The organism is Bacteroidota bacterium (genome assembly GCA_016718825.1).
Taxonomy (GTDB): domain Bacteria; phylum Bacteroidota; class Bacteroidia; order J057; family JADKCL01; genus JADKCL01.
Map to the genome: position 1 here is coordinate 20,850 of JADKCL010000027.1, position 26,896 is coordinate 47,745.

A 26,896-nucleotide genomic window follows, 5' to 3' on the forward strand; every position below is an offset into this window, starting at 1 on the left:
TTTTTCCTATCTTGAGCTTTCAATTCGCAGAAAAATGCGTCGGTACATAGTTGTTTTCCTCCTTGCCTGCTTGTCGGTCGGATCGTCTTTGGCTGCGCCTGTCTCGCGACAAGCAGCTCAACAAATCGCGCGCAATGTCTTCTCTGCAGGCGATGAATTTGCACCCGATGCCGCTGAAATATCTGGCGTGATTGTCCAGAAATGGCAAGGGCTGCCCGTCATCTACGCAGTGAATTTTAGCGAAGGCGGATTTGTCCTGCTCAGTGCCGACGACCGCGCGCGACCCGTCCTTGGAATTTGCCGCGAAGGTGCATTCGATCCCAAAATCCATGTTCCTGCCTTCGAATGGCAAATGGAGGAATGGTCCCGCCAAATCCACCACATTGTCCGCAATCAAATCCCCGCAACCGAAAAAATCAAGCAAGAATGGGCAAAATGGCATTCTCCGCAAGAATGGCTCACGGCCTGCGCCGAAGAAAGCACACCCTTGCACGCACCCAAACCGTTATTGCCGGTTGTCATCGTATCTCCCTTGCTCACCACCACTTGGAACCAAGGCTGCAATTACAACGCCAATTGCCCGGCTGACGGTGGCGGTAGTTGTGGACGCGTATGGACGGGCTGCGGCGCCACCGCGATGGCGCCCCCTTCCTATTCGCTGCAATCGGCCAATTTTGGTGTTTCCACCTACCTTTTGGCTCCATGCCCAACAATGTTTCGTCCGCCAATCCAGCCGTCGCGCAATTGATGCACCACGCCGGGATTTCGCTGGACATGAACTATGGAACCACGGAAAGCACCTGCTTTTTCAGCGAACTCAACAATTCATTCAAGGAGTATTTTCGGTACAGCCTCAGCACCCAAGGCCGCGGCAAACTTACACATACCGATGCCCAATGGGACGTCGTCCTCCGCACCGAGCTCGATGCAGGGCGTGTCGTTCCTTACAATGGCGGCGCGCATATTTGGGTTTGCGATGGCTACCAAACAAGTCCCGACCTCTACCACATGAATTGGGGTTGGGGAGGGACCTACAATGGCTATTACGCCCAAAACAGCCTCAATCCGGGGAGTTTGACCTTTTCGACGGTGAGTTGCATTGTCGGATTAAAGCCTGTCGGGCCGTTTGAAGTGGAGGGTGATTCGGCAATTTTCGGGGAGAATGGCGGCACCGCCTCCATCGAAGTCGCTGGAGACAGCAACTGGACTGCGGCTGCTTCGGCAGCGTGGATCACAAGCTCGATTTATTCAGGGACCGAGGGTTATTTCAAGCCCATTTTGACGGCGACTGCGAATCCAGGCTATGCACCACGTTTGGGTTATGTGGCCTTTCAGCGCGGATTGTTGCGCGACACCGTTTGGGTGCGGCAGGCAGGGATCACGCCGAGGCTATCTGCGACACCGAGTCCGATCGTCGAAGGAGCCGCAGGTGGTTCGCGTACCATTACCGTCAATTGTGACAGCAATTGGGTGGTGACATTCGCGGATGTTTGGATCAGCTACGCGCCGGGTGCAGGCGTCGGAAATGGCAGCGTCGGCATCACGATTGCGAGCAATCCGGGTGCGGGTTTGCGCACAGGTACGGTCGTGTTCTCGCGCGGGAGCCTCACCCGCACGGTCACGATCAATCAAGACGGAACTTCGGCGTTTTGGTGCGTGCCTGTGTTGGGTGTCCCTGCTGCCGTCGGGGCCATCAATGTGCAGGTCAAGACACTGAACCGCACGTCGGGAATTGGGGAGGGTTATGTTTTGGCAACAGACAGCACCATTTTCCGGAGAGACAGCAGCTATGTTTTGCGAGTGAGTTTCAGTGGCAGTGTTGCGCCTGCGGTTTGGGTGGATTGGAATCAAGATGGCGACTTTTTTGACACTGGAGAGGCCATCGTCGCTCCTAGCGGGAGCTGGTACCCGAGTTTCGGAGGAACCAAAACCACGACGCTCAGCGTGCCGTCTACCGCCTTGCTCGGGCAGACAAGGATGCGCGTGTACGTCAAGACTTTTTCCGGAGGTCCGACCTCGGGGCCTTGCGCGATCACCAATGTGGGCGACATCGAAGACTTCAATGTCTATGTGCAGCCTTCGACGGTCTTGCCGACAGCGGATTTTGTATTGTCGGTCGATGAAAGCGAGAAGGAAGCGTATTTGCGCTGGACTTGGGAGCAGCCGACGCAGGCAAACGCTTTCAATGTGCTTCGCGAGGAAAATGGTGAATGGCATTCAGAAGCCGAACTTGATGGGAATCAGCTAGAATGGCAACCCAATGAAGGGCTTCAATCCGGCCGCTATCAGATCGTCGCGCTTTCATCTGACGGCGAAGGGCAATTTTCCAATGTTGTGGAATTCGCGAGGGATCAGGAAAACTTTTCTTGTTTGCTAAGTCCAAATCCGGTGGCTGCGGGTGATGCTTTTCAGGTTCAGTTTGGGAGGTCAGAATCCAAAGTACTGTTGCGAATCTTTGATCTAGATGGGCGTGTGCTACGGGAGGATGTGCTTTCTAATGCAGGAATGGCCTATATCAGCACCGAAGGATGGGCTGCCGGGATGTATTTGGTGCAAGTGCGGATCAAAGGAAAAGTGCAGAATTTGAGGTTGGTGATGGAGTAGGTTGGTAAATTCAACGGCTCCCGATCATCACTTCCTGAACGCACCCAATATTTCATTCAATTGCGATGGATTCCTTCGTTGGTCCCAGACGAGAAGAATTTCAATGCTCTTTTCAAGCTCTTCATAATAAACTGCGTAGGTTTTGACCATCCTCCGTCTCACGTTCCCGAAATTTGTAGCATTACCCCTGCTTGGCTCACGTGCTATTTCCGAGACCACCTTGTCAAACATTGTAATCAACTTTTCGGAATACGTGGATGTTCCATTGCGTTCGACCCAATATTTGAGTATTTCCATTCGAGACTTTTGTGCTCGTCGGGACCAAACTACAGGTTTTTCAGCCATTCTTTGATTTCGCGATCTGCCTCTTCGTTTGTAATGAAATCACCCTTTCGAATCTCTTCTTTCGAAAGTTCAATCTCTCGAATCTGTTCTTCAGATAGGATTTCTACGGTTCCTGGCTCTTCCAAATCCAAAATCATCTGTATTTCCAACAACGTTTCCTCATTCTCCGTTTTGGAGATACGTCGAATCAATTTCTCTTGAAGTTCCGTCATTGTCTTTCCAAATCAGTCAAACAAACAATTTCTAAAAATGCGAATACTGCCATCTCCATCCACCAGATACGAAAATAGCCCATAATTGGGTCTGGCGCAAGTAGCCGTCTTAGTTCCCAAACAAAGAAAACCCGTAAATTGCCCGCATGAAATACAGCGGCAATCTCGGGAAGATGCATGTTCATTTTGAAAATCCGGTCGTGTACGATCTGGAATTTGGCGACCAAACCGTCCGGATCAACGACCTTTTGGGGCAACGCATTCGGCTGAGCTTCAATGGCGTGATCAACTGCGTCAATTGCGGGAAGGTGACCAAAAAGGCATTCGGAGAGGGTTATTGCTATCCGTGTTTTATTTCTGCGCCTTCGAATGCGGAATGTGTGATCCGTCCGGAACTCTGCGAAGGGCATCTTGGCAAGGGCCGCGATCCGCAGTGGGAACTGGACAAGCACGTGCAGCCGCATATCGTGTACCTCGCGCTCACGAGCGGCGTGAAGGTGGGCGTGACCCGCGTCGCCAACGTGCCCGACCGCTGGATCGACCAAGGCGCCTGGAAGGTCATTCGCCTCGCTGAAACGCCTTACCGCCGCCTTGCCGGTGAAATCGAGGTCTTCCTCAAAGACTACGTGACCGACAAAACCAATTGGCAGCGCATGCTCAAAAACGAGATGGACACTTCCACCGATTTGCTTGCCGAGAAGGAAAGCCTGCTCAATGAACTCCCCGAGGAACTGGGCCAATACTATTCGGAGAATGACGAGATCATGGAGTTCATTTACCCCGTGCGGCAATATCCGGCAAAGGTCAACAGCCTGAATTTTGACAAAACGCCCATCATCGAAGGCGAAGTCAACGGTTTGCGCGGGCAATACCTGATGCTGGCCGATGGCCAAGTCCTCAACATCCGGCGGTTCAGTGGGTATTTTGTTGACTTCGAAGTGCTTTAACACAAAATTCATCCCTTCACCCAAAACAATTGCGGCCCCAAGCGGTCAGAAAGCTTATGAGTACGACAAAAATCGGATTGGTAACAGGCGGCAGCCGCGGCCTCGGAAAAGACATGGCTTTGGCGCTCGGGCGCAAAGGTTTTGATGTGGTCATCACCTACTTCAGCCAACAGGAAGAGGCCGACAAAGTCGTCGCCGAATTGCAAGCCATGGGCCGCAAAGCTGCTGCATTGCGCCTTGACGTCGGCGATTTGGCCTCGTTTGACCTGTTTCTGGAGGAATTATCCTCCGTGCTCAACAATGCCTTCGGCACTGGCAAATTCGACTTTCTGATCCACAATGGCGGCATGGGCGCGACGGTTCCCTTCGCGCAAGTGACCGAAGAGATGTTTGACCGGTTCATGAACGTGCACTTCAAAGGCGTGTATTTCCTCACGCAAAAGTCGGTCGGCATGATGAACGACGGCGGACGCATCATCACGATTTCTTCGGGCACGACGCGGTTTGCGATTCCGGGTTACTCGGTGTATTCAGCGATGAAAGGCGGACTGGAAACCTTGACCAAAAGCTTCGCCAAGGAACTCGGCAGCCGTGGCATCACGGCCAATGTCGTCGCACCCGGCCCGATCGAGACGGACTTCAACGAAGCCGCGATTCGCAACAATCCGCAGATGAAGGGCTACTTGGCTGGCAATACCGCCTTGGGCCGCGTCGGAAATGCCGACGACATCGGCGGCGTGGTTGCCTTCCTCTGCTCAGACGATGCCCGCTGGATCAACGGCCAACGCATCGAGGTCAGCGGCGGAATCAACTTGTAAACAGGCTATTGCACGACCACTTTTTTTACCTGCGTGCCGTTGGCCGTCTCGAACTGCAGAAAGTAGATTCCCCTGGGCAATTCTGCAACCGACAGTCGGTTGATCATGCCTGCTTCTACCGAGGCATGTTGCATCACCTGCCCATTCAACGCTAAAACCTTGACTTCCAATTGGCCCAAGTCTGTCCATGCGCGCAGGTCCAGATGGATTTCCGATTGGGCAGGGTTGGGAAATATTTGCCAAACGGGGTCTGCTACCGCTTGTTCGATAGCAGTGGCTGCCAGGAAGTCAATGGGCGTCCCTTCCACCACAGCTCCTACGTGACAGTAAATCGGTTTGCGGTAAGCTTGGTACCACCCTTGGTCATATTCTGAATAGTAAGGCCCACCAAGGCCATCCATGTAAAACTTCCGCCACTCGTCATAAAAGCTTCCTCCTACCAAAACTTTGTAGTGGCAATTGCGCAGGGAATCAAATGGTTCCTGCACATGCAATGGCTTCATCAGGCGGTCTGGAAAAGTGGTGTCTTTTCGCCACTGATAAGACCAGGACGATGCGTCTTCGTCAGCGGGCCAGACTTCGCCAAGGTCACGGTCCAGGCGTTGGTACAGCGTGCTGTTGATGGGGATGGTGTCATAGAGCAGCCTTCGGTTCGGTGGAGGTGTTGGCAGCCCCCATGTCTGGAAAAATTCGGATCGGTCGATATGGAAGAAAATGGTGTCCCCAAGCGTAGATTGCCACCTGTCGAGGTAGATATCTTGACGCCACGTCCAGAATTGTGTCTCAGCCCCGTCGTCGTAGAAGTATTCCTCGATTTGTAGGGTATCTCCAACCTGCATGGAAAAGAAGCGCCCCCGAGGGATATTTTGAAGGCCGATCGCCGGATTGGAGATGCTCACCAGATTCACGGTAGTGTCCCAGGTATAGTCCACCACTCCTTGAAAGGGATAGCTTTCAGGAACAAAGGGAATACTTGTCAAGCCCTCGGTTTTGCTGATTTGGCACAGTGTCGAGCAGCACAAGGCACCATTGGTGTAGTAATACCTGAGCTCCAACGTGTATAGGCTGTCGACCGTTCCCAAAGGCGTGGTTCCCAAAGATTTCCCCAATGGGATGGCATCGATTCTTGCAGGGATGCCGCCCGTGGTGTTGTTCAGCAGGCGCCAAGGAGCAGTCGCATTCATTTTCCAATGTGCCGTGTCTCCATGTGGATACAAGATGTCGTAATCACCATTGGGCTTTTGCCGAATGCTTTCACCAAAGGCGCCCGGAATCGGTTGAAAAATCCAGCAGGAATCGTTCCAAGTGACATCCGGCGCGTGCACACGGCTAGGGAACCAAACGGTATCATTCCCGGAAACTTCAAACGAATCGATTCTGAGGGCATAATCCATTGTGAATACTGTTGTTCCCAAATAGAGCTCACTGCCATAGTAGGCCTCCCTGGAGGGATGAAACAAACGCCAGTTTTGGGAATAAACAGCACATGAAACAAGCAAGCAGCATGTGAAGATAATTATTGTTCGCATGTATCAAATCTATTCAAAGCCAATGATTTAGGCAAGCTGATTTTGTGCTTTTGTCGCCCATCTTGCAGTTTTTCCAACAGCACTTCATGCCTAAACCGCTATGTGTGCTGAAAAACCGCACCTTCCGTGAATAGCCGATCCCAGAACAACAATGTGGGCTGAGGAATGCACCAGCCTTTTCAAGTCCAACTAGAATTTATCCCGCAAGTTCATCGTCGGGCGCTCCCAGAGGTAGTATAAAACGGTCGAAACGGCGATCACAATACTAAAATAGGCGAGGTAAGTCCACCAAGCCGAGCTTGCGGTCGTCGGCAAGGCCCATTTTTGAAATACCTCGGAAACCAGTCCCAAATGGACGAGGTACATGCTGTAGGAAATGAGGCTGATGTGTCGAATGGGCCGCGCCAACCACGCGGGTGCTGACCGAATTTGAGCCAGAAGCGGCAACCACAAAGCATACGCCACCGAATTCAAGCTGAAAACCCAAATTTGGGCATAATGGCTCGTCACGGGCTGATGGTAATTCACCAAGAAAATGAACAAAGCAAATCCAGCGACAAACAGTGGCCAGCGTGCCTTCCGCCAGAAAGCGGGCGCAAATCGGGCCAAACAGACCACGGCCAAGCCGTAAGCGATGCTGTCCAGTCGATGAATCACCACCTTGCGTACGCCGGTATCCCAACGGTAGCGGTCCATGGTTTCGGTGAAATGCAGCATCCGCAGGAAGATCGGCAGCAGCAAAAACAGCATCACAGCGCCCATAAACAGCCATTTGCGCTTTTCCGCATCTCGCGTCAACAGGGATAGCAACAGCACCACCACCGGAAAACTCAAATAAAACCATTCCTCGACCGCCAAGCTCCACGATTCCCAGAAAAACCCTTCGAAGGGCCAAGCCAGGTTTTGAAGAAAGGGCAGGAATTTCCAAGAGAAAAATTCCAGTTTGCCCATGTTCCAACCGTAATAGGCAAACAACACGTTGAGACCGAGGATGAGGTAATAATTGGGAAGGGTGCGAAACCAGCGGCGCTTGAGGAAATGCCCCAATTCCTTGAAGCCGATTTTTCCCGGAACAACAAATTCGGAAATCAGAATTCCGCCGATCAAATAGCCGGAAAGCACAAAAAACATGTCCACGCCGTCGCCGGTGGGGATCCAAGGAAATTCGGTGTTGGCGGCGCCGAGAATGGGAAGGCCATGACCAATCACCACGCTCAAAATTGCCAGCGCGCGCAAGAGGTCAAGCCCGAATATCCTATTGGAAGGAGCAGTTTTCAATCCTCCTTCGAGGCTAAGCTTTTGAACAAACAAGCTGCCGTGGCGGGATTGGTCGCGAGCGGGACATCATGTACGTCGCAGATGCGCATGAGCATGTTCACGTCCACCTCGTGCGGGTGTTTGCCGAGGGGGTCCCGGAAGAAAATCACCATTTGGATACGCCCTTCGACGATGCGACTGGCAATTTGGGCGTCGCCACCAAAGGGGCCACTTGCCAATTTTTCCACGACAAAACCCGCCCGCTCGACGTGCATGCCGGTTGTTCCCGTTGCAACCAGGAAGATGTGGTTGCGGTGCAGCAATTCGGCGTGGTCGCGGATGAAGGCTACCATTTCGGCTTTTTTGCCGTCGTGGGCAATGATCGCGATCGTGAAAGGGACTTTTTCCTGAGGTTCCATGCTGCGAAGTTAATGCAATCGGGGTCCGGAGTTATCTATGTCTTGCGAAGGGAAACTGAAATTTTTGTTGCCAAATTGCCAGTCGAATGCAGATTTGAATTCAGCGTCGCCAACCCTTAAATTGCAGCGAATGGAAAGTATTGCCACACCGATCCCCAAAAGCAAGGGCCATTGGCTCATCGGCGACATGCGCGCCTTGGTCGCCAATCCGTTGAATTACATCATCGCCCAGCGGCCGAAGTTTGGCGACATGTTCCAAGCCGATACCTTGATGCACAAGGTCGTTTTTGCCGCGCATCCCGATGTCGCCAAGCACCTGCTGCTCGACAACCACAAAAACTACTACAAAAGCTTTGACTACGAAATCCTGAAGCTCGTCCTGGGCGAAGGTTTGATCGGCTCCGACGGCGAATTTTGGCGCAAGCAACGACGGTTGGCACAGCCGGCGTTCCACAAAAAGCGCATCGAAGGGATGTTCACCGCCATGCTTGAGGAAAGCGAGAAGATGGTCGCACGGTGGGAAAGCTACAAAGGCAGCGGCAAGTCCTTGGAATTGAACACCGAAATGACAGCTGTCACGGTGAACATCGTGGCAAAAACACTGTTCGGGACGCATGTGGACACGTCGATGGAAGCGATCGGCAAAAGCATCGCCCTGCTCAATGGCTACATTTCGGCCCGCATCAACAATCCGCTGATGCCACCGCCTTGGGTGCCGACGGCGCGTAACCTGCAATTCAAGCGTGACCGCAAGACGCTCGACGACATCATTTACAAAATCATCGCCGACCGACGCCAACATCCCGGTGAGCACGACGATTTGCTCGCGATGCTCATGAGTGCCACCGATGAGGAAGGCGGGGAAGGTATGACCGACTTGCAATTGCGCGACGAAATTTTGACGCTGTTTCTTGCTGGACATGAAACTTCTGCCACATCGCTCACATGGATGTTGATCCTGCTGTCTCAAAATCCAGAGGCCTTGGCGCGGGCCAAAAAGGAAGCGACCAACGTGTTGGGACAAGGCCGTATGCAAATGGAGGATCTGGGTAAACTCTCCTACATCCGCCGCGTGATTGACGAGGGACTCCGGCTTTATCCACCCGCTTGGATTGTCGGACGCAAGGCTTTGGAAGACGATGTCATCCACGGATTTGCCGTTCCCAAGGGCTACAATGTCATTGTATCGACCTACCTCATTCACCGTCATCCTGACTTCTGGGAAAATCCCGACAAGTTTGACCCTGACCGGTTCCTGCCCGAACGCGTCAATCCCGAGCAACACAAGTATGCCTATTTCCCATTTGGCGGCGGACCGAGGATGTGCATCGGAAACAGCTTCGCCTTGATGGAAATGACCATTTTACTGGCCTTGATCCTGCAAAAATTCGACCCGCGCGCCGGCAAACAAACCTGGGAAATGAACCCAATGGTTACGTTGCGCATCAAGGGAGATGTGCCGTTTTTCGTCTGAGATTCTTCGAATTCATTTTTAGCGCCAAAATTTATTCTCCTCGCTACCAAGGAGGTAGAAAATATCTCCATCCCCAATTGCGTAACCATTCGGTTTCTTTTCATATTTGTAACCATTCAGTTACGAATTAAGAAATCCAGATGGTCAGAAGAGATGTCTTCCAGGCAATTGCCGATCCGACGCGCCGAGAGATCATTCGTTTGGTTTCGCGACAGCCTTTGAATCTGAATGCCGTTGCTGACCAATTTGACGTGAGTCGACCGGCGATTTCCAAACACATCAAGATTCTCACGGAATGCGGTTTGGTCAAGATCAAAATCAAAGGCCGCGAACACTTTTGCGAGGCACAACTGGAAAAACTCAGCGAAGTCAATGACTGGGTGGCCCAATACAAGCAATTCTGGGAACAAAAAATGGACGCTCTGGAGGCTTATCTCCAAGAAATACAGGAACTCAAAAAATCAGAAGAAGGACATGAATCAAAATGAAAGCGGCGAAACTGCAAGGCAGCAATTCGTCTTCGAACGCGTACTGAACGCACCCCGTGAACTGGTATTTGCGGCCTATACACAACCGGAGCATCTCCAACATTGGTGGGGCCCCAAAGACATGCCGATCAACGTTTACCACTTTGATATGCGTCCGGGAGGCAGTTTTCGATACGGAATGAAAACACCCGACGGTGGTGAATCCTTTGGGAAGTTGGTCTATCGCGAAATCATCGCACCCGAAAAATTGTCTTTCGTGACCTCTTTCACAGATGCAGATGGCAATCCCACGCGGCATCCCTTGGCCGCCAATTGGCCGTTGGAGGTTTTGGCGGAGATGACCTTCACCGAAGAGGCTGGAAAAACGCGTATCGTTAGCATCAATACGCCGCTCAATGCCAACGAAGAGGAACATACGCTGTTTGAAAGTGCATTCGGCGGAATGACCCAAGGCAATAACGGCATGTATGACAACTTTGCAGCCTATTTGGAGACCCTTCAAAACAAGGCATAATATGGGAAATCAAAATGCCATCACCTTGGATGTCCAAGAGCAGGCTTTCACACTCACACGCATGTTGGATGCACCCGTCGCAATGGTGTACAAAGCATGGACCGATGCCGAACAATTCTCCCGGTGGTGGGGACCGCATACATTTACCAATCCGCAATGCGAGATTGACCTGAAAGTCGGCGGTAAATTCCTGGTCGTCATGACAAGTCCTGAGGGTGAGGCCAATCCATTCCGCGGCGAATTTTTGGAGATTGTGCCGAATGAGAAGATTGTATTGCGCATGTTCACGGACGATCACACCCAAGCTTGGCACCAAATCGTGAATGCAGCACGCGGCGTGGCACCCGATGCAAAGCCCGCCAATCTTGTGACCACAATACGATTCGAAGCTGAAAATGGAAAAACCAAACTGACGGTCACGCAGTCCTTTGACAACAATGTCGACCGCGATGCGTTCCTGCAATTGGGTTCGGTCATCGGATGGGGGCAAAGTTTTGCCAAAATGGAAAGCTTGCTCGCAACATTGGCCACGGAGCGGGAATTCATTCATCTGCGCACACTCAATGCGCCACTTGAATTGGTTTGGAAGGTTTGGAGCGATCCGAAACACTTGGAAAAATGGTGGGGACCCAATGGATTCCGCAATACCATTACGCACCATGAACTGAAGGCAGGCGGCGAATGGATTTATACGATGCACGGGCCCGACGGCACGGACTACCCCAATTGGATGCGCTTTGACGTTGTCGAGCCGCTCACGCGGATTGCTTATACGCACGGCGCGATGCCAGATGATCCGAATGCATTTCACGGAGAAATCACCTTTTCCGATGCGGGAGACAATAAAACAGCTGTCAAATTGCGGGTGACCCTCGCTTCCGGTGAACTCAGAGATGGCATGTTTAAGTTTAGCGTTTTCGAAGGCGGAGACCAGACTTTGAGCCGGTGGGATGCTTACCTCAGCAATCTGTGAACCAAGGCCAATGGTGTTCCTGAAAAGTACCCATTGGCCTTGAAAGCAGCATCTAAGAACCATTGCAGCTAATTTCTGATTCTCTTTGTTCTATGGGCAAAGGCATGGAATTGGTGCGGTTTGATATGGCCACAAAGCAGTTGCTTCAGGTGCCCGTTGAAAATGGGTTGAATACCTTGTTATTCAGCCTTGTCATCCAACATTTCTAAAAGGGCAAAATCCGAAGCAAGTCCCTTGGCACGTTTGAGTTGCACAATATTGTCCAAGGAAGCCAAGGGCAGTCCCAATTTCCATTGGATGCCTGCTTCCATCTGTTGCCAATCCAGCTTGCATTCGTAGGTCAGATCGAGCACCAAGTTTGCTTGTTTGGCCCGGACATAATATTTGCCCACAAATTCCGGCGAAGGTGTCCCGGCATCGACATGTTCCTCCCAAACAGTGGTTGTCCAACTTTTTTGATTCAGGATTGCAATCGCCAGACGAATATTGGCTTCTTCTGGCGCAAGCACAAGATCACAATCCTGCAATACATAATCCCGCATCTTTTCCGGGAAGTAGGCCTTCAATGCCCAAGTTCCGATGACCGCTAATTTTACACCGAGTGCGTGCAGGGACCGTAATATGGGGAGGTATTCTTCCATGTTCAAAAGAATTTGGCGATCACAAATGCATCCGGATCCCAATCTGCGCAAAGGTTGCCATTGCTGTGGAAAACGAGCTTTTGGGCAATCGCTTGGGCATTTGCTGCTTGCAATGCAGGATAACTGCTCGTTTCGAGGATTACTTCTGTTTTGCCGCGGTACAGGAAGTGCTCATTGTAATAGTAGTAGCCGACCGTACTGCTTTGGTATTGCCATCCCGCGCGTACGCCCGAGCGGGTAGGCGCAAGCGCCCGCAAGAGTGGCTCGATCGGCACGCGATTTTGCTCCACCCATTTCGCGGTCGCATTGGGAAGGTAGGTGTCATCCAAGCGGCTGAGTTCGCGAAAGACTACCTCTTTGACGCCAAGTTCCGACGCCCAATCGAGATACGCCTCCATATCTGCCAAGGATTGGACCCCAGCTTGCGTGAGGATGCAGGAATTCTTCACAAACAACCGCCCTTGTAGACTCCGAATGAGGTCTTCGTAGTGGGCATTTTCCCACACCGGCTCGTTGCGGTTGATGTACATGATGCGCTGATTGGTGGCTTGGTCGGGGTGGCATCGTGACAATTCGATGCGGTCAAAAGCAGCCTTTTCCAATGCAGGCACCAATTGCGGATGCTTCAGAAGACCTGATCCGTTGGTGTAAAGCACTTTTTCATCAAATTGGAATTCTGGACGGATTTCTTCGAATAGATCCAAGAGCCGCAAAAGCCAACGCGGTTCAGCCGTTGCTTCCAAACCCGACAGGCTGAGGCCAATCGGCAGGCTTCTGACGCTCAACAGCGCCTGCTTCAATCCTTCAAAATACCGGTCATAGTCGCGGATGTAGGCATGCGCTGTGAGGCGGTGATCCGATTTTCGCTGCAATTCCTCGGAGCAAAATCGGCAATGTGCCGTGCAAGGAACAGCATTCGCAAAGGGCGTAAGTGTGAGTCCGGGCCGGAAATCGAATGCCTTGCCTTGGACGAAAACCTGAATAGGATCAGGCGGGGTATAGCGCGCCCATTTTTCTTGGCGCAGTTGGTCCAATTGTGCATCCGTTTCGGGGCTGAGGCGCAAATTGCGCAGGGTTTTGAGGATTTCCATGTGCCTAAAGCGATCTTTGTGTAAATTGTACACAAACCAATACGTGAAGGTCGGAAAAAGGTTGGAGAATCCAAAATTTCAATCGGACCATTGTTGTCGCTTTTGTCAAGTTCTGAACTCAAAACCGCCAAGCCCTTGATCAAAACCGCAGAATCCTAATCGGTAGATGCAAACCGTGGGTTCGCATTGCAGCTTTGGGGCAATGTTTCAATTCACCACTAAATTATTTCGCATGAAAAAGATTTTGATCACCCTCGCCCTCTTAATGCTATTGGTAAACACCCCCGGCATTGCCCAATCCGGCATGCCTGTTTGGCAACTTCCTGTAGCAAGCGGCACCACATTTCGCGTAGATATGGATGCGCAAACCCATTTTCCGCTTCGCAGACAAATCATGCTTTCCGAAGTGCCCGGTGGTGGCGGATTGCAAATCGCCGCCGCTGCTTCGGGACTTGTGCATTTGTTGCCCGAGCTGAGTATCATGGGTTTTTGCAATGATTCCTTTCCTCATCCCGACGAAGATTGTCCAGGTCCCAAATCCATGATTGTGGAGCATGGCAATAATATCTTCACAATTTATAGCTACATGGACACAGCATCCTATGCCGCGTATGGCATCTATGATGGAACCACTGTCACTGCAGGCCAAATCTTGGGACAAGCACGGCAAGGAGGTGCCACAGGGCTCCGTAAAGCCCACTTCGAAGTCCTGCAACCCAATGATCCCAATTGGCTCAACAACCCTCTCAACGAGCTCGTGCGTAGCATCGTCACCGTACGCACACGCACAGGAACCTATCAATATGACAGCCAAAACAGGAGTCCCGTCTTCCAGATCGGTACACAGCAGCGTCAATTGGTCGCTGGCGAAATCCTGAGTATCGCTGCCACCAAAATGGAATCCAACGTGGTGTCGTCGAAGGGTTATGAAATCCAATTGTTTCCCAATCCATTGACGCAGGATGCGCCTTTGCAAATGCAATGGTCATCGCCGTCGGCAGCGATCCTTTCGGTCACTGTGCGCAATTTGCAAGGTGCAATTGTTGCGTTGCCATTGACAGGCCATCGCCTTGAAGCGGGAATATCCATTGTGCCAATGGATCTCTCGGAGCTGTCGTCCGGGCTTTACATCCTTGAAGTAAACACGGGGGATTTCACGCATTCAACAAAAATTGCGGTGCGCTAAATATTTCAGATGGCAATGTGAAATGCGGCCATCTCGGGTAATCCGGGGTGGCCGTGTTTATGACCCGGAAAGCCGTTCCAATAATTCAGCTTTCCGATGCCGCGAAACAGCAACTTGTGCGCCATCGGTCATTACGACGTAGCCACCTTCGCCTTTTACGTATGAAGCCACATAGGCCATATTCACAAGGTGGGACTGATGCACACGGAAAAAATCGTAATCCTGCAGCATTGCTTCATACTCCTTGATGGTTCTACTGACCAAAGTCGGAGGATCGGATTTGAAATAAAAACGGGTGTAGTTGTTCTCTCCTTCGAGGCGCAGGATGTTTTTCACTTCGACCATTTTGAGTGCATCGACACTTGCCAATGCAATCCGTTTATTTCCATTTTCCGGCGTGCCCAAATTGGAAATGAGGTTGCGAATCTTCAACAGATTGTCCTTGGCTTCGGTTTTGCGGCTTGCCTTGTCTACCGCCTGACACAACTCCCCGATGTCGATCGGTTTCATGATATAGTCTACCGCATTGAATTTGATCGCTTTGATCGCGTAGTGCGTATAAGCCGTTACAAATATGATGTTTACATCCAAACCTTGCAGGCCGGCAAGCAGGTCAAAGCCTGTGCCATCCTGAAGTTCGACATCCAAAAAGATCAATTCCGGCCTGGTTTGTCGCACGATTCGCAATCCCTCCGCAACACTTTCGGCTTCGGCCACAATTTCCAATTGCGGGCAATAGTTGGCGATCAATAGGCGCAAGTTTTGACGGTTGTCAGGCTCATCTTCGATCACGACACAACGTACCTTTTCCATATTGGCAATTGGGATTACATGAATTGGATTGGAATTCTAATTTCGACGAGGGTTCCCGTCGCATTCCCATCGGCATCGGAGAGGTCCAGAATTTTGAACCGATCCGACCTTACAGGCTGGAGCAGGAGCAACCGCTCCTGCGTGATTTGATTGCCCATGCTTTTGTGGCCATCGTCGGGGTGGAGATTGCGCTTTTTTGCACCCAACCTGCCAACGCCATTGTCTTGTATGGTGCAAAGAAGCTCATCGCCAACCTTGCGGAATTGCAAATGCAATAAACCCTCCGTTTGCTTGGGTGCAAGTCCGTGCTTGACAGCGTTTTCCACGATTGGCTGCAGCAAGAGCGTCGGGAATGCTATATCGTCCGCTTCGATTTGTGGATCCAGCTCAATTTCATAACGAAACTTGAACCGCAGGGCCTCAAGATCGATGTACAACTTGAGGGCATCAATTTCGTCTTGCAACGTCGAGTCTTCTGCGCCAGATCTTTCCAGGGTAATTCGAAGTAGCTGGGCAAACTTTGAAAGGTAGAGATTGGCTTCGCGGATGGCACTTGTATTGATCAATAATTGAACGGATCCGAGCGCATTGAAAATAAAATGCGGGTTCATCTGCGCACGCAAAGCTGTCATGCGCATCTCGGCCAATTTGCGATGCAGTTGCGTCCTGCGCCGTTTGAGATTGATCCAATAAATGCCGATGCCAAATCCCAAGGTAAGTACCAATGCCGTTACGAGTAAGTTGCGTTGCGCAGCAAGTTTGGCACCTGCTTCCTGCGCGCGTTCCGCCTCTTTGGCCTGCAATGCTTCATTCTGTCGCGCAATTTCCAAGGCATGTTGCTTCTTTTCTGACCAGAATTTTGCCTCCAAGGCCAACAACTGGGAGTTGGCGGAAATTACAAGCATGCTGTCTTGCCATCTGCTCGCTGTTCTTTGGTCCGTCAGCGCGGATAGATAATCACCCAGGGCTTCATGGCATTGGCTGCGCAGTGCATACGTCTCCCGCATGCCGCCGGCATTGCGAATTTGTGCGTACCAATGACCAGCAGAATCCAATGCCGCCAAGGCGTTGGTATGTTGACGGAGTGCAAGCATTTGTTTCGCCTTCTGAAAATGGCAGTCCGCGATTTGTAATTCATTTTTGCTGCGGCGTGCCGCCGAAAAGGCAAGTTCCAAATAGTGATTTGCCGAGTCAACCTGACCCATTGCTTGATTGCAAAGCCCCAACCCCAGATAGTTGCTGTACAAATCCCCGGGAGAAGCGGCCTTCAACTCCAGGCGAATCGCTTGCTTGTATTTTGCTGCTGCGAGCAGAAAATTGCCCGCCTCGCGATCCAAACTTGCAAGGTTGGATAGGGCTCCCGCCGCAACCGGGTAATTTTCGATACTGTCTGCCAAGCGATATGCTTCGGCAAAATACGCTTGAGCGGTAGACTTGCGCCCCAATGTCTTGAATGCCAGTCCGATAGTATTGTTGATGTTGGCAATTTTTTTGTGCCATTTCAATTGTTGGAAGCATTCGCCTGCAATGAGGTAGTGATCGATGGCTTCCTGAAAATTGCCCAGTTTATTTTCCAGAATGCCGATGCCATCATGAATTTCGCCTTTCAATCCTATTTCGTCCGAACCTTTCAGGTATTCAAGTGCTTGGAGATAAGGCTGTCGCGCCTCGTAACTTAGCCCGAGATCGCGGTAAAAGAAGCCAAGATTGGCATGCACTCTGGCGAGATTTGCACTGTCATGCAGCGCGATGAAACCTTGGTTTGCGATTTCTGAATATTTTCCAACGCTATCAGGTTCGCCCATTTGAAAGAAGACCATCGCAACGCTTCCCGCCGCCTGTGCAGCAATCAGTTGTTGGCCCGCCCGCTGGGCAAGGAGCAAGGACTTCTTGAGGTATTTTGCGGCCTCTTTGTTCTTGAATCCAACTTGGCAGACAGACCCAAGATTCAAAAGGCAACGCGTGACTTCTATTGTATCATTTTTGCCACTCCAATATCTGATCGCCTCCAAATAGCGCTGCTCGGCAGCTTCCAAGTCACCCAGCATCCACTTCAATGCACCTTGCGACATGTTGCAGCGTTGTTGCCTGTCCTTGTCTCCAGAGAGCTTTGCCGCACGCATTGCCTGTGTCAGTGCTGTTTGCGAGGAGTCCAAGTTGCTTTTACGGTAATGTTTGGAGAGTTCCAGCCACCGGTCACTGGATTCGGCAGGGGAGGAGGCATGCATCGCCAGGTTCCGCAGCGAATCCGCGCGCAGATCAACCGCACTTTGGGATATCCCCCAAACATTGAAGCTCATCAGCAGCACTAGACTAGCAAAATTTCTGAACCGTTGAAACATGCGGCAATGATTTGGACAGGAAGTTACGCATTCAAGGATTCTGAAAATGGCATTACCGGGAATTGAATTAGGGATTGGTAGCTTTGAATGAGGGCTTGGGGGCAGTTTGTCCGGGGAGGAGCAGAATTTTCAGAATCTTTAGATCAGCGAAGCTAATTTCCAGAAAGCGGGATGATGTTGAATTTGTTGGTCTCGTGTGAATTCAGCACCAACATTGATTCTGCCAATTCTGAGAAACGCAAGTTCAGCGAAGCTAATTCTGCTCAAAAAAAATTAGGGCGCTCAATCCTATCGGAGAACAGCCCTAACCCTTGCTCTTGCTTGAAACAAAGATGGGGCAACATTCAGGGATGCACAAGGCCAATCTTACGGGCTTCTTACGTGGCTTTTAAGATTCTTGCTTTGGCTGGAGTTCCGCTTTACAGGCTTGCATGGGAATTGTAAAAAAAATCTGGACTTGCTAACGAAGCTCTTGACAATATGAGGGTGCCAAGGCCAAAACTCTAAAGAGCTCCCCTACCCACCGGGCAGAAGTAATTCATAATCATGACAATTCATTTATTCATAATATTCCAATTCTCGCTCCACAATAAAACTTGGAATTTGATTTATAAAGATCGTCTTTCTTATCCAATTTCCCTTTTCATCAAATTCATATTTGAAGGTCCTTTTCAATTCTAATATTCCGTTAGGGCCATAATCACATTCAGAAACCATATTGCCGTTGTCATATTCGTAAGTATATTTGCCACTTTCTTCAGCAACGAAGGCGAATTTTTCAACTGTTATATTGGCTTCGATTTTATTTCCGACATTATCATATTTGTAATTATACTTACTCTCTCGAGCACCAATCGAGTTAAAAATTGTGGACTCAATCACATTTCCACTTTCGTCAAAATTATTAACAATTTTACCGAAAATATTTCCATTCCCATCGTAATTTAAAATCTCAACTAGATTTCCACTTTCATTGAACTTACGAGTGGTTTTTAGTGGCCGAGTTCCATCCGTAAGATATTGGATGCTTTCGATACCATTTCCATTTGTGTCAAATTTAGTCGTCGTCTTCAATAATTGCTTTCCATTTGAATCATACCAAATCGTTTCAACTTGATTTCCTAAAGAATCGTACTCCATCTTGCCCTTTGTCACAAGATTACCATCAGAACCGTAACTGCTAGATTCAATCATTTTGCCTTCAGGATTAAATTCATCATAATGATCGGTGGATTCATACGGATTTTCCCAACGCCTTTCACCAGGAGTTATTTTGCCAAAGTTATCGATAGCACTAAAACTCATTTCTCGAATGGACTTTACCTTACCATGAGGAGCTATGCTTACTAAGTCATTATCGGGGCCTTTTTTAGAGGAACACCCCAAAAATACCAATGCCAGCATTATTGCAAACAATACAAATCGCTTCATTTTTTTCACTTTTCCAATGCTAAAAATAATCATAAAGACAAACATTCCAAGCTACGACCCAATTAGCTATAAGCAAAAAATCTCAGCGAAGAAACGACAGTACTTCGATCTCCTTGGCGTTGAGGTAAAGCCAATGTCGATTTACGAATGGGTTTTGCAGCACAGTGAATTGGGAAGCACTTTCAAAAATGTCTGAAGATCCACATTTCTTGCCCCGCGAACCGCATACCGCAGCCATTCACATACGCCGACAGTAAACTTATGACCTCCATTCGACAGGCAAACAATAGCATTCTCCTTATATAGATACGTGTATTTTCCGATTCCATTTTAGGACAGCTAAATGCCTTACATGAATTGCCTTTCTCTGAACCTGCGGAATCAAAACTCCTGAGGCATTGCGATGCGATGAAACATGGACTTCAATTCTGGAAATTCAGCACCAATACTGATTCTGCCAATTCTGAGAAACGCAAGTTCAGCGAAGCTAATTCTGCTCAAAAAAAAATTAGGGCGCTCAATCCTATCGGAGAACAGCCCTAACCCTTGCTCTTGCTTGAAACAAAAATGGGTTAACATTTCACGCTGCACAAGGCCGATCTTACGGGCTTCTTACGTGGCTTGAATGCATTTTTCTGTTCCCAAATGAATTCTAAATCGTTTTGCCTTGGAATTTTCTTACGTCAAAAGAGAGAAATCATACGCAAAAAAGCCTGATTTTCATTTGTGACGTGGCCCATTTTTCCGAAATGAACCTCCCTTCGTCCTTCGCAGGCCAAGGAGCCCACCAACTTGAGTTTGACTCAATACCGCAAAATATACAAACAACAGACAGCAAGGTGTAAGGCAAGGCGTTGCAGTCCTGCGGAGTATTGCAAGGTTAAAATGCGAATTCAACAAAGGGATGATGGAAACTTCGAAAAAAAGAAACTGGGTCCAGCAAATGGACATGATCAAGGAGCTCTACCCGAGCATCACAGATGAGGACCTGAAATGTGAGCCTGGAAACGAGGCTGCGACGCTCAAACGTGTAGCGGCCAAGGTGAGGCTCACCGACGAAGCGCTTCACGCGATCTTGGGCGACTTGATCCCCGGCGAAGATTTGACAAAGCCGGTCACCTGAGCCACGGTTTGCCGGACCCGTTGCTCAACATAAGTGCTTGATGCAACTTATTCGAGCCGAATTACAAGGCAAGTTTGCTGCATTTACAACAGCTTTCGACATCCTGTCATCACAAGAATATAACGTGAATTGAATATGAAAAAGCCCACCAAAGGAAAGAAAACGCCATCCACAAAAACCCCTGCGACCGAAAAGGTTACCAAGGAACCAGTTTTTACGCCACCCGCAAAGCCGGCGGTGAAGGAACAAAAGGGACCTGACAAGCGCGATGAAGAGGTCGTAAAGGATGGCAGCGAATTTGATGTCATTCCCACCGAAGAAATGCCTGCCACGCCACATGAACACGGTGTCAGCGCGCCATCGACAGAGGGCGGCGGAGCGGTGTCGATTAGCTAGGCCCAATTATAGAACCTCATAAGCACACGTAGGCTCCGACGCCGCACGTGTGCTTTTTGTTTGGTAAAATCTCCAGGATGCGTCGGAAACAAGCTGCTGCAAATCGATTGCCCTTCCGACGCGCGCTCGCACACAAACTCAAAATGGTTCCTCTTCCCGGATTCGAACCGGGACGCCCGGTTTCCCGGGTAGTCAGGCTGTAAATACGCTTCCCTACTGACGCGATTGCGTGGTTCGGTGCACTGTAAACTCTATCCATCCATCCGCAAAGGTTGGACGGCATCTTCCCGACATGACGTGGTCCCAATTTTACCACCGCACTGCCTTTTATGCTAAAGAGGCTCAAGAAATCGGAAAACAAGCGGCAAAAAGCGGGCAAACAATGGGGCATGTCAATGCCGGGATTCGAACCCGGGATAAGGCCTTGGCCTCACCACCTCCCCGATCAGGCGACGAAGTATGTCTGCCCTACGGCACGCTGTTGCTTTCCAATAAGTTTTAAAATGCAACCCGGGCAATGGCCACTGTTTCCTTTTTTTCTTGGAACGAAGTAAGAAACAGCTACGGCACCGGATGCAGTATGAAATTTTATGCTTGAAGACTGAATTTGCGATTGAATTTCATAAACTTTTGCTAAAAGTTGAACCCGTGCAAAGCGTAATGCTGAACACGATGCAAAGCAAAATCCATACTGCGCAACGTATTTGCGCAGTAGAAAATAATTTTGCAGCTTTGTCAAATAATTTCTTAATCAGCTGTTTTTCAATACGATAAATTTCATGCCCATCAACCGGAATGCCTTGATTCGCTACCGCACGATTGACCGTTGCTTGCAAAACAGGTTTCGAAAATGGACGTTGGAGGATCTGATTGCTGCCTGCTCGGAGGCGCTGTACGAATATGAAGGAATTGCCAAGGGCATCAGCAAACGCAGCGTACAATTGGATATCCAAGCCATGCGCAGTGACAAACTCGGCTACAATGCACCGATCATCGTGACCGACAAAAAGTACTATTCCTATGCGGAACCGGGCTATTCCATCACCCAGATTCCGTTGACCCATCAGGACCTCGACACTTTGGAGGAGGTGGTGCGCATTCTCGCGCAATTCAAAGGCTTCACACACTTTGCGGAAATCGGCGGAATTGTCAAACGATTCGAAGACAAGATTCAGCGGGAACGTTCCCATTCTGCCTCCGCCATCCATTTCGAAAAGAATGACGACCTCCGTGGCTTGGAGTATTTGGACCTGTTGTACAAGGCGGTCCAACAGCATCAAGTCGTGCAATTGGACTATCAGAGTTTCAAGGCAGCAGCCGCGAACCGGTTTTTGTTCCATCCTTGCCTGCTGAAAGAATACCGGAACCGATGGTTTTTACTCGGATTGAAAGGCAGTGAAAAGTTTCTCACGACACTGGCATTGGACCGCATCCTCGCCATGCAGCCTTCCCCGGAAACAACATTTCGGTTTTTTCCGGGCTTCGATGGCGAAGCCTATTTCAGTGACATCATCGGCGTGACCAAAAACACAGGCGACCGTCCGGTAAAAGTGCTGTTGCGCGTGGACCGTCGCAACGCTCCTTATGTGGAGACAAAGCCGATCCATTCCAGCCAAAGCATCACCGATCGCCACGAAGACGGCTCCATTCTCGTTGAAATTACGGTTCGTCCCAACTACGAACTTGAACGCGAAATCATCGGCTTCGGAGAAACGATCGAGGTACTTGCCCCGCAAACCCTACGCAATCGGATCGCCCACCGTATCGCCGAGATGCACCGGAAATATTCCCCCGAGGAGCAGAATTCCCAGAATTTCAGAACGGAATTTCCAGAAAAACTCGGGACGTTGAATTCAAAGCCAAACCGAGAATTCAACACCAACCCCGATTCTATTAATTCTGAGAATTCTGCTCATTCTGCCCAATGAAATGCTCCCTCCACCACACGAACTGCAGGGGTGCTGTCGGGAAATTGGCCAACATGCTTTTCACCTGATTTTCGGGATAGTTCAGTTCCAAATAATCGGCTACCAGCTGGATTTCGATCCCGCGTGGTTCCGTGGTGAGCTTCATCGAAAAGGGATAACGATTCTCTCGCGGCCTGGGCGGAGGCGACGCGCCTAGTTGTGCAGGCGTAAAAAAGTTCTCCCACCCCAAATGCGGCATCCGAATGGCGGTTTGGTCGTACCATTCACCCTTTTTCCCAAGGTACAACGCCCAACGTCCATGGCTGCAGCAGTGATCTTCCAAGCCTTGCAACACAAGCACCCATTTTGTGGGCCTTGGACCCGGCAGCGTGAGCAATTCGTAGCGAAGTGCCTCTTCGGGTCCCGATCGGCTGATTTTGAGGTGCGTTTGGGCACTGTCGGCAAAGTCCAGACGCCAAGTATAGCCTTGCGCGGTTTCCAGTGAACCCTTCGCTACCAATTCGTCCAATTCGGCCTGACTTAGCTCCATTCCTTGCCTTTCTCCGAATGGGTTTTCCCGCATCGAATCCGGCAAATGCCTGAAAAAATCACGCAATTCATCGGATCCCATCAGCGGTCGATTTGCCCGGGTCTTGCAACCTGTTTCCATCCCCAAAACCAGCATCAGCAGGCAAGCATATCCAAGAAAGGACAGGCAATCGCGCCAATTTTTGCCTCGCATTCGCAGCATCATCTGCGGGTATAAAACCTGAGATAGTTGAGCAAATGGGTACTGTTTTCCATTTGGGCCCAGGTGAGCACCTCGTTTTGACCTCGGCTTTCATCCGCTTCCAATTCCTCAGCAGCCTCGCGCGTAAAGTCGCGGTCGGCATAATCGGGATCCGAAGCATCGTAATCAGGTTCATTTCGCCAGTCATAATCCCCGCGACCACCCGATCCGCCGACATCCTTGAAGGCATCGCCGGCGACACCATGGCGGTAAGCGGGATTGACCTGCCCATAAGGATCGTCCATGGCAAGACCTTCGGAAGTCACTTCCCGCACGGTGGTAATGTGCGTACCGTCCTGATTTCCTTTGTGGTAGAGGCTCAAAACCACGGCACCGCCTGCGGCGAGTGTATCCTGAATCCTTTGACGATGCGCAAGTGTCAGTTTTTCACCCGTGCCAAAACTCACAATCGATGAATTTGATCCTGCTGCGTTGTCGACACCGGTATGGGCATCGTGCAGCGAATCCAACACTGTTTGGGAGGAGCCACTTGCCACATTGCCACGGTCAATGTTGTTGAGCCATGCAAAAAAATAGGTCAAATCCTCATATTGACCCCATTCGCGGAATCCCGCTGCGAGGTCGTCTTCGTGGCCACCCAAGCTCTCATTGTTGCCACGCAGTTTCTGATATCCGTTGGATGCAGTTGCAAATGACTCCAGAAATTCTTCGGCCTTCTCTTCAAATTTTGTCTCGACTTCGGCCTGTGTGGCTTCGGCAGCCATGGTTTCGCGCAGTTTGTCGTCGATCGCTTGGATCATATCGGCGCGGCTGTAGCCCAGTCTTTCTGCACCCATCGTGAAGGACGTCGGCCCGCAGGTCACCTCGGGTGGCGCCAAATTGTCGCTTTGTGTGCGGTACTGCGACACGCCCAATCTTGCATTCCAGTCGATCTCATCCCCCGCCGCGGGCGTTGCACCTTCTACGGGTTCGCCGGCCTCAAGCGCCACGATAAATTGCCGAACCGTCAACGTCAACTCCGGCGGCATAAATGACGTGTAGGTATGCGCTTCGTAGGCTGGCGAGGTACTCAATCCGGCGATTTCAGGGAACGTTCCGCCCTCCAATTGATGACAAACCGATTCCATCAAGGACAAAATTCCTTTGATGCGGTCTTTTTTTGCATCCCCGGCAAGCGCGTTGACCTCGGCGTAGCGGGCATTGAGCCACACTTTGAGGTCCGCCATGTATTGCGCGCGATCGCGGGTGGTCTGATTCATCAGGGCACCCTCCTGAATCCAGCCCATTTCTGCGCCGCCCTGACTCACTTTTGCAAAGCCACCGCAGCGTTCGGTAATCGTATAGGCCGTTGCATTGCTCGCAGCAAGGCTTTGATTGGTTGTTTGGCTGCCGGTGGTGGTCGTCAAGACCTTCCCAAACGGCCCGTCATACAACCAGGTATCTGCATAGGAAACATAACGGTTTCCGCTGTCGCTGACTGCTTCGGAGGCGGTGACGTTGGTAAAGGTTGTCCAGTATTTGGTGCCAACATTGGCGCCCGACAGTGCCTCTACCTGCGCAACGGTGCCATTGTTGAAGGTCCGCAGACGCTTGACTTTGGTTCCTGCGGGTATTTTTCCCGAGGTGAAGGTCGCCGGATTGCTGTTGTTGCGAATGGTCGCATCCGCATTGTCGACGTAGTAGTTCAGGGAATCCGCGACCGGTTCGCCCGGCTCCGTATCCTGGTCATTTTCCTGCAATTGTGCCGTTTGGGACACATTGGCAGGGCTGGCCGTAAGTCCGAATGCTGGTGGAGCCATGGAAGTGGTGGAGTTTTTCCCTCCCATTTCCAAGCCAGAATTGACCTTCGATACCGAATTTTCCGGGGCGTTGACTTTCATGTTGACTGACGATTAAGGCAATTGGGCAACAAAATACAGACAAATCATCAAAAATGGAAGCGGAATTAGCTTCGCTGAACTTGCGGTTCTCAGAATTAGCGGAAACACTTGATGTGGTGAATTTTCGGGAAGCGCGAGAATTTCACTTGCATGGTGCTGCAAGGAGCAGAATGAGCTTCGTTGAACTTACGGTTCTCAGAATTAGCGGAAACACTTGATGTGGTGAATTTTCGGGAAGCGCGAGAATTCAAAGCCAACCCTGATTCTGCAAATTCTGCTCAAAAAAAATTAGGGCGCTCAATCCTATTGGAGAACAGCCCTAACCCTTGCTCTTGCTTGAAACAAAGATGGGGCAACATTCAGGGATGCACAAGGCCGATCTTACGGGCTTCTTACTTGGATCGAATGGTGTTTTCGCTTTCCAACTGCATTCTAAATCGATTAGCATCGAAAAAATCTTACGTCAAAAGCCATCCAATCATCATGGAAATTTCCAAAATCTGAACCCAAAAGGCTGTTTCAGCTGATCAGAACTGCGCCAACAGCCCGTTTTTGTTGATCAGGTCCTTCATTTCCTTGTAGGGTATGAATACCTGCGGCGCGCCCATCACGTAGGGGCCGATTTCGTAGGGATTGAACGTGAACAACAGGCCTCCCGTGGAGATGGCGAAGTTTTCATTCAGCTTGAAATTGCCAGGTTCGAAGTCCCACATGAGTTCTTCGCCATCGGCTTCACTGTTGTCTTTCAGGAAAAGGCGTTCGCCGATGCGGTCCAATTTGGCTTTGCCGCCAGGCACCAACAAGTCGGCCAATTTCAGCACTTTGCCGGTGCGGATGTCAAAATTCAAATAGCCGACCCAGCTGTTGGGATGGGCGCCGCCCGCAAATTCGAAGGCGCCGACGCTGATGCAGAGCACGTTGCGGTCGTTGGTGACGACACCGCAGTATTGCTCGAGCGAGAGGTATTCGTCCTCGGCGACATCGTTGATGGAATTCATGTAGGCTTTGATGTTTTCGTAGTCCTTTTCGCCGACCGCGACTTCATCGACAATGGCTTCGTTGATCGATTGGCTCACAGCGGCATCGCCCGTCGCAACCTTGATCAGGCGCAAGTCGATGTAGGAGCACATCGTGTCGGTGAGCCAAAGTTCCTCCTCCGGCTTGTTCTTTTTCAGGTTGTTGTCCCGGTTGCGGCAATTTTCCTGACGGTGGTCTTCGAATGTAATCCCGGCGACGCCTTCTTTCGTCTCGGTCAGCTTGAAAGGCAGGGATTTGGTCTTTTTCGGATTGGTCCATGTGCCTTCGAAGACATCTGCCGCAGTGAATTTTCCCGAAAAAGAGCCTGTTTCCTCGTACTTCTCGTTCATTTCGCGCAATTCGACAGCCTTTTCGCCAGTGAGTTTGCCGTCGACCGAAAGGGGAAGGCCGACCTTGTCGTAGTAATAGTTCCCGGCGAAGGCGGTATCGTCCTTGATCAGGTCCATCGTGATGGCGATGTTATCCCCGATCGTGCCTTTCATTTTTTTGTAAAAGGCCTTTTCCAAGTCAAATTGGACTTCGGCGACCGACTGTGCAGTGCCCTCGGCAGCAGTCGTGCCGGCGTCTTTGCCACTGCAGGCTGCCAAAACCAAGCAAAAAATGAAAGGGAGGAACCGGAGGTGTTTCATTCGAAGTTCAAATCAAGTCAATGCCAAATCCCAAAAAGCTGGAATTCATGCAAATTCGGAATTATCGCGGGGAAAGACAAAAGCCGGA

25 protein-coding genes are annotated in these 26,896 nt (G+C 50.5%); 12 read left to right on the forward strand and 13 right to left on the reverse strand.

What is annotated here, in order from left to right; translation table 11 throughout:
- The first annotated feature begins 34 nt into the window (after window positions 1-34).
- Both IPN95_22510 and IPN95_22515 read left to right on the forward strand, forming a co-directional pair.
- Window positions 35-748, forward strand: a complete 714-nt coding sequence (locus tag IPN95_22510; GenBank protein MBK9452139.1) for a Spi family protease inhibitor — start codon at window positions 35-37, stop codon at window positions 746-748.
- Window positions 703-2,604, forward strand: coding sequence for a C10 family peptidase (locus IPN95_22515; protein ID MBK9452140.1), 1,902 nt, complete (start codon window positions 703-705; stop codon window positions 2,602-2,604). Before IPN95_22510 ends, IPN95_22515 begins: the two co-directional genes overlap by 46 nt.
- 27 nt (window positions 2,605-2,631) lie before the next feature.
- Here IPN95_22515 and IPN95_22520 read toward each other — a convergent pair whose 3' ends face one another.
- Window positions 2,632-2,901 (reverse strand): type II toxin-antitoxin system RelE/ParE family toxin, encoded by a 270-nt coding sequence (locus IPN95_22520; GenBank protein MBK9452141.1) that lies wholly within the window; start codon window positions 2,899-2,901, stop codon window positions 2,632-2,634.
- 29 nt (window positions 2,902-2,930) lie between these two features.
- Window positions 2,931-3,161, reverse strand: a complete 231-nt coding sequence (locus IPN95_22525; GenBank protein ID MBK9452142.1) for a hypothetical protein — start codon at window positions 3,159-3,161, stop codon at window positions 2,931-2,933.
- A gap of 146 nt (window positions 3,162-3,307) precedes the next feature.
- Here IPN95_22525 and IPN95_22530 point away from each other — a divergent pair, with 146 nt between their 5' ends.
- Both IPN95_22530 and IPN95_22535 read left to right on the forward strand, forming a co-directional pair.
- Window positions 3,308-4,108 carry a DUF2797 domain-containing protein gene (locus IPN95_22530; protein MBK9452143.1) on the forward strand — a complete coding sequence of 267 codons (801 nt, stop codon included), beginning with the start codon at window positions 3,308-3,310 and terminating at the stop codon, window positions 4,106-4,108.
- A 56-nt stretch (window positions 4,109-4,164) separates the two neighbouring features.
- Window positions 4,165-4,926: an SDR family oxidoreductase gene (locus tag IPN95_22535; GenBank protein ID MBK9452144.1), complete on the forward strand. Its 762-nt coding sequence runs from the start codon at window positions 4,165-4,167 to the stop codon at window positions 4,924-4,926.
- Between the two features lie 5 nt (window positions 4,927-4,931).
- On the opposite strand, the gene IPN95_22540 is transcribed toward IPN95_22535, so the two are convergent.
- From IPN95_22540 to IPN95_22550, 3 genes are all read right to left on the reverse strand, one after another.
- A complete protein-coding gene (locus IPN95_22540; protein ID MBK9452145.1) occupies window positions 4,932-6,320 on the reverse strand; it encodes a T9SS type A sorting domain-containing protein in 1,389 nt (462 codons plus the stop codon).
- A gap of 324 nt (window positions 6,321-6,644) precedes the next feature.
- On the reverse strand, window positions 6,645-7,733 hold the full coding sequence (locus tag IPN95_22545) for an acyltransferase (protein ID MBK9452146.1): 1,089 nt from the start codon (window positions 7,731-7,733) through the stop codon (window positions 6,645-6,647).
- Window positions 7,730-8,131 carry a methylglyoxal synthase gene (locus IPN95_22550; protein ID MBK9452147.1) on the reverse strand — a complete coding sequence of 134 codons (402 nt, stop codon included), beginning with the start codon at window positions 8,129-8,131 and terminating at the stop codon, window positions 7,730-7,732. The genes IPN95_22545 and IPN95_22550 overlap by 4 nt, the downstream gene beginning before the upstream one ends.
- A gap of 130 nt (window positions 8,132-8,261) precedes the next feature.
- Here IPN95_22550 and IPN95_22555 point away from each other — a divergent pair, with 130 nt between their 5' ends.
- The 4 genes from IPN95_22555 (at window position 8,262) to IPN95_22570 (ending at window position 11,580) form a co-directional block, all read left to right on the forward strand.
- A complete protein-coding gene (locus IPN95_22555; protein MBK9452148.1) occupies window positions 8,262-9,605 on the forward strand; it encodes a cytochrome P450 in 1,344 nt (447 codons plus the stop codon).
- Between the two features lie 140 nt (window positions 9,606-9,745).
- Window positions 9,746-10,093 carry a metalloregulator ArsR/SmtB family transcription factor gene (locus IPN95_22560; protein MBK9452149.1) on the forward strand — a complete coding sequence of 116 codons (348 nt, stop codon included), beginning with the start codon at window positions 9,746-9,748 and terminating at the stop codon, window positions 10,091-10,093.
- The gene (locus IPN95_22565) at window positions 10,080-10,607 is read left to right on the forward strand and encodes an SRPBCC domain-containing protein (protein MBK9452150.1); all 528 of its coding nucleotides are present in this window, start codon (window positions 10,080-10,082) and stop codon (window positions 10,605-10,607) included. Before IPN95_22560 ends, IPN95_22565 begins: the two co-directional genes overlap by 14 nt.
- Before the next feature lies 1 nt (window position 10,608).
- Window positions 10,609-11,580: an SRPBCC domain-containing protein gene (locus tag IPN95_22570; protein MBK9452151.1), complete on the forward strand. Its 972-nt coding sequence runs from the start codon at window positions 10,609-10,611 to the stop codon at window positions 11,578-11,580.
- A 179-nt stretch (window positions 11,581-11,759) separates the two neighbouring features.
- Here the strand turns inward: IPN95_22570 and IPN95_22575 are convergent, their stop codons facing one another.
- Window positions 11,760-12,221: a hypothetical protein gene (locus tag IPN95_22575; protein ID MBK9452152.1), complete on the reverse strand. Its 462-nt coding sequence runs from the start codon at window positions 12,219-12,221 to the stop codon at window positions 11,760-11,762.
- A gap of 2 nt (window positions 12,222-12,223) precedes the next feature.
- Window positions 12,224-13,312 (reverse strand): hypothetical protein, encoded by a 1,089-nt coding sequence (locus IPN95_22580; protein ID MBK9452153.1) that lies wholly within the window; start codon window positions 13,310-13,312, stop codon window positions 12,224-12,226.
- A 232-nt stretch (window positions 13,313-13,544) separates the two neighbouring features.
- On the opposite strand from IPN95_22580, the gene IPN95_22585 reads away from it, so the two are divergent.
- Entirely contained in the window at window positions 13,545-14,498 is a 954-nt protein-coding gene (locus IPN95_22585) for a T9SS type A sorting domain-containing protein (GenBank protein ID MBK9452154.1), read from the forward strand.
- A 57-nt stretch (window positions 14,499-14,555) separates the two neighbouring features.
- Here the strand turns inward: IPN95_22585 and IPN95_22590 are convergent, their stop codons facing one another.
- From IPN95_22590 to IPN95_22600, 3 genes are all read right to left on the reverse strand, one after another.
- Window positions 14,556-15,311 carry a response regulator transcription factor gene (locus tag IPN95_22590; protein MBK9452155.1) on the reverse strand — a complete coding sequence of 252 codons (756 nt, stop codon included), beginning with the start codon at window positions 15,309-15,311 and terminating at the stop codon, window positions 14,556-14,558.
- 14 nt (window positions 15,312-15,325) lie between these two features.
- A complete protein-coding gene (locus IPN95_22595; GenBank protein ID MBK9452156.1) occupies window positions 15,326-17,611 on the reverse strand; it encodes a histidine kinase in 2,286 nt (761 codons plus the stop codon).
- A gap of 600 nt (window positions 17,612-18,211) precedes the next feature.
- Entirely contained in the window at window positions 18,212-19,084 is an 873-nt protein-coding gene (locus IPN95_22600) for an RHS repeat protein (GenBank protein ID MBK9452157.1), read from the reverse strand.
- A 907-nt stretch (window positions 19,085-19,991) separates the two neighbouring features.
- Between IPN95_22600 and IPN95_22605 the strand changes: the two genes are divergently transcribed.
- The 3 genes from IPN95_22605 (at window position 19,992) to IPN95_22615 (ending at window position 22,531) form a co-directional block, all read left to right on the forward strand.
- Entirely contained in the window at window positions 19,992-20,207 is a 216-nt protein-coding gene (locus IPN95_22605; GenBank protein MBK9452158.1) for a hypothetical protein, read from the forward strand.
- A gap of 135 nt (window positions 20,208-20,342) precedes the next feature.
- Window positions 20,343-20,603: a hypothetical protein gene (locus IPN95_22610; GenBank protein MBK9452159.1), complete on the forward strand. Its 261-nt coding sequence runs from the start codon at window positions 20,343-20,345 to the stop codon at window positions 20,601-20,603.
- Window positions 20,604-21,382: 779 nt separating this feature from the next.
- Complete coding sequence (locus IPN95_22615) at window positions 21,383-22,531, forward strand: WYL domain-containing protein (protein MBK9452160.1); 1,149 nt, start codon at window positions 21,383-21,385, stop codon at window positions 22,529-22,531.
- Here the strand turns inward: IPN95_22615 and IPN95_22620 are convergent.
- From IPN95_22620 to IPN95_22630, 3 genes are all read right to left on the reverse strand, one after another.
- Window positions 22,497-23,261, reverse strand: a complete 765-nt coding sequence (locus IPN95_22620) for a hypothetical protein (protein MBK9452161.1) — start codon at window positions 23,259-23,261, stop codon at window positions 22,497-22,499. The two genes, IPN95_22615 and IPN95_22620, sit on opposite strands and share 35 nt — an antisense overlap.
- On the reverse strand, window positions 23,261-25,141 hold the full coding sequence (locus IPN95_22625; GenBank protein ID MBK9452162.1) for a hypothetical protein: 1,881 nt from the start codon (window positions 25,139-25,141) through the stop codon (window positions 23,261-23,263). The genes IPN95_22620 and IPN95_22625 overlap by 1 nt, the downstream gene beginning before the upstream one ends.
- Window positions 25,142-25,668: 527 nt before the next feature.
- Window positions 25,669-26,808, reverse strand: a complete 1,140-nt coding sequence (locus tag IPN95_22630; GenBank protein MBK9452163.1) for a DUF3298 domain-containing protein — start codon at window positions 26,806-26,808, stop codon at window positions 25,669-25,671.
- Window positions 26,809-26,896 lie beyond the last annotated feature (88 nt).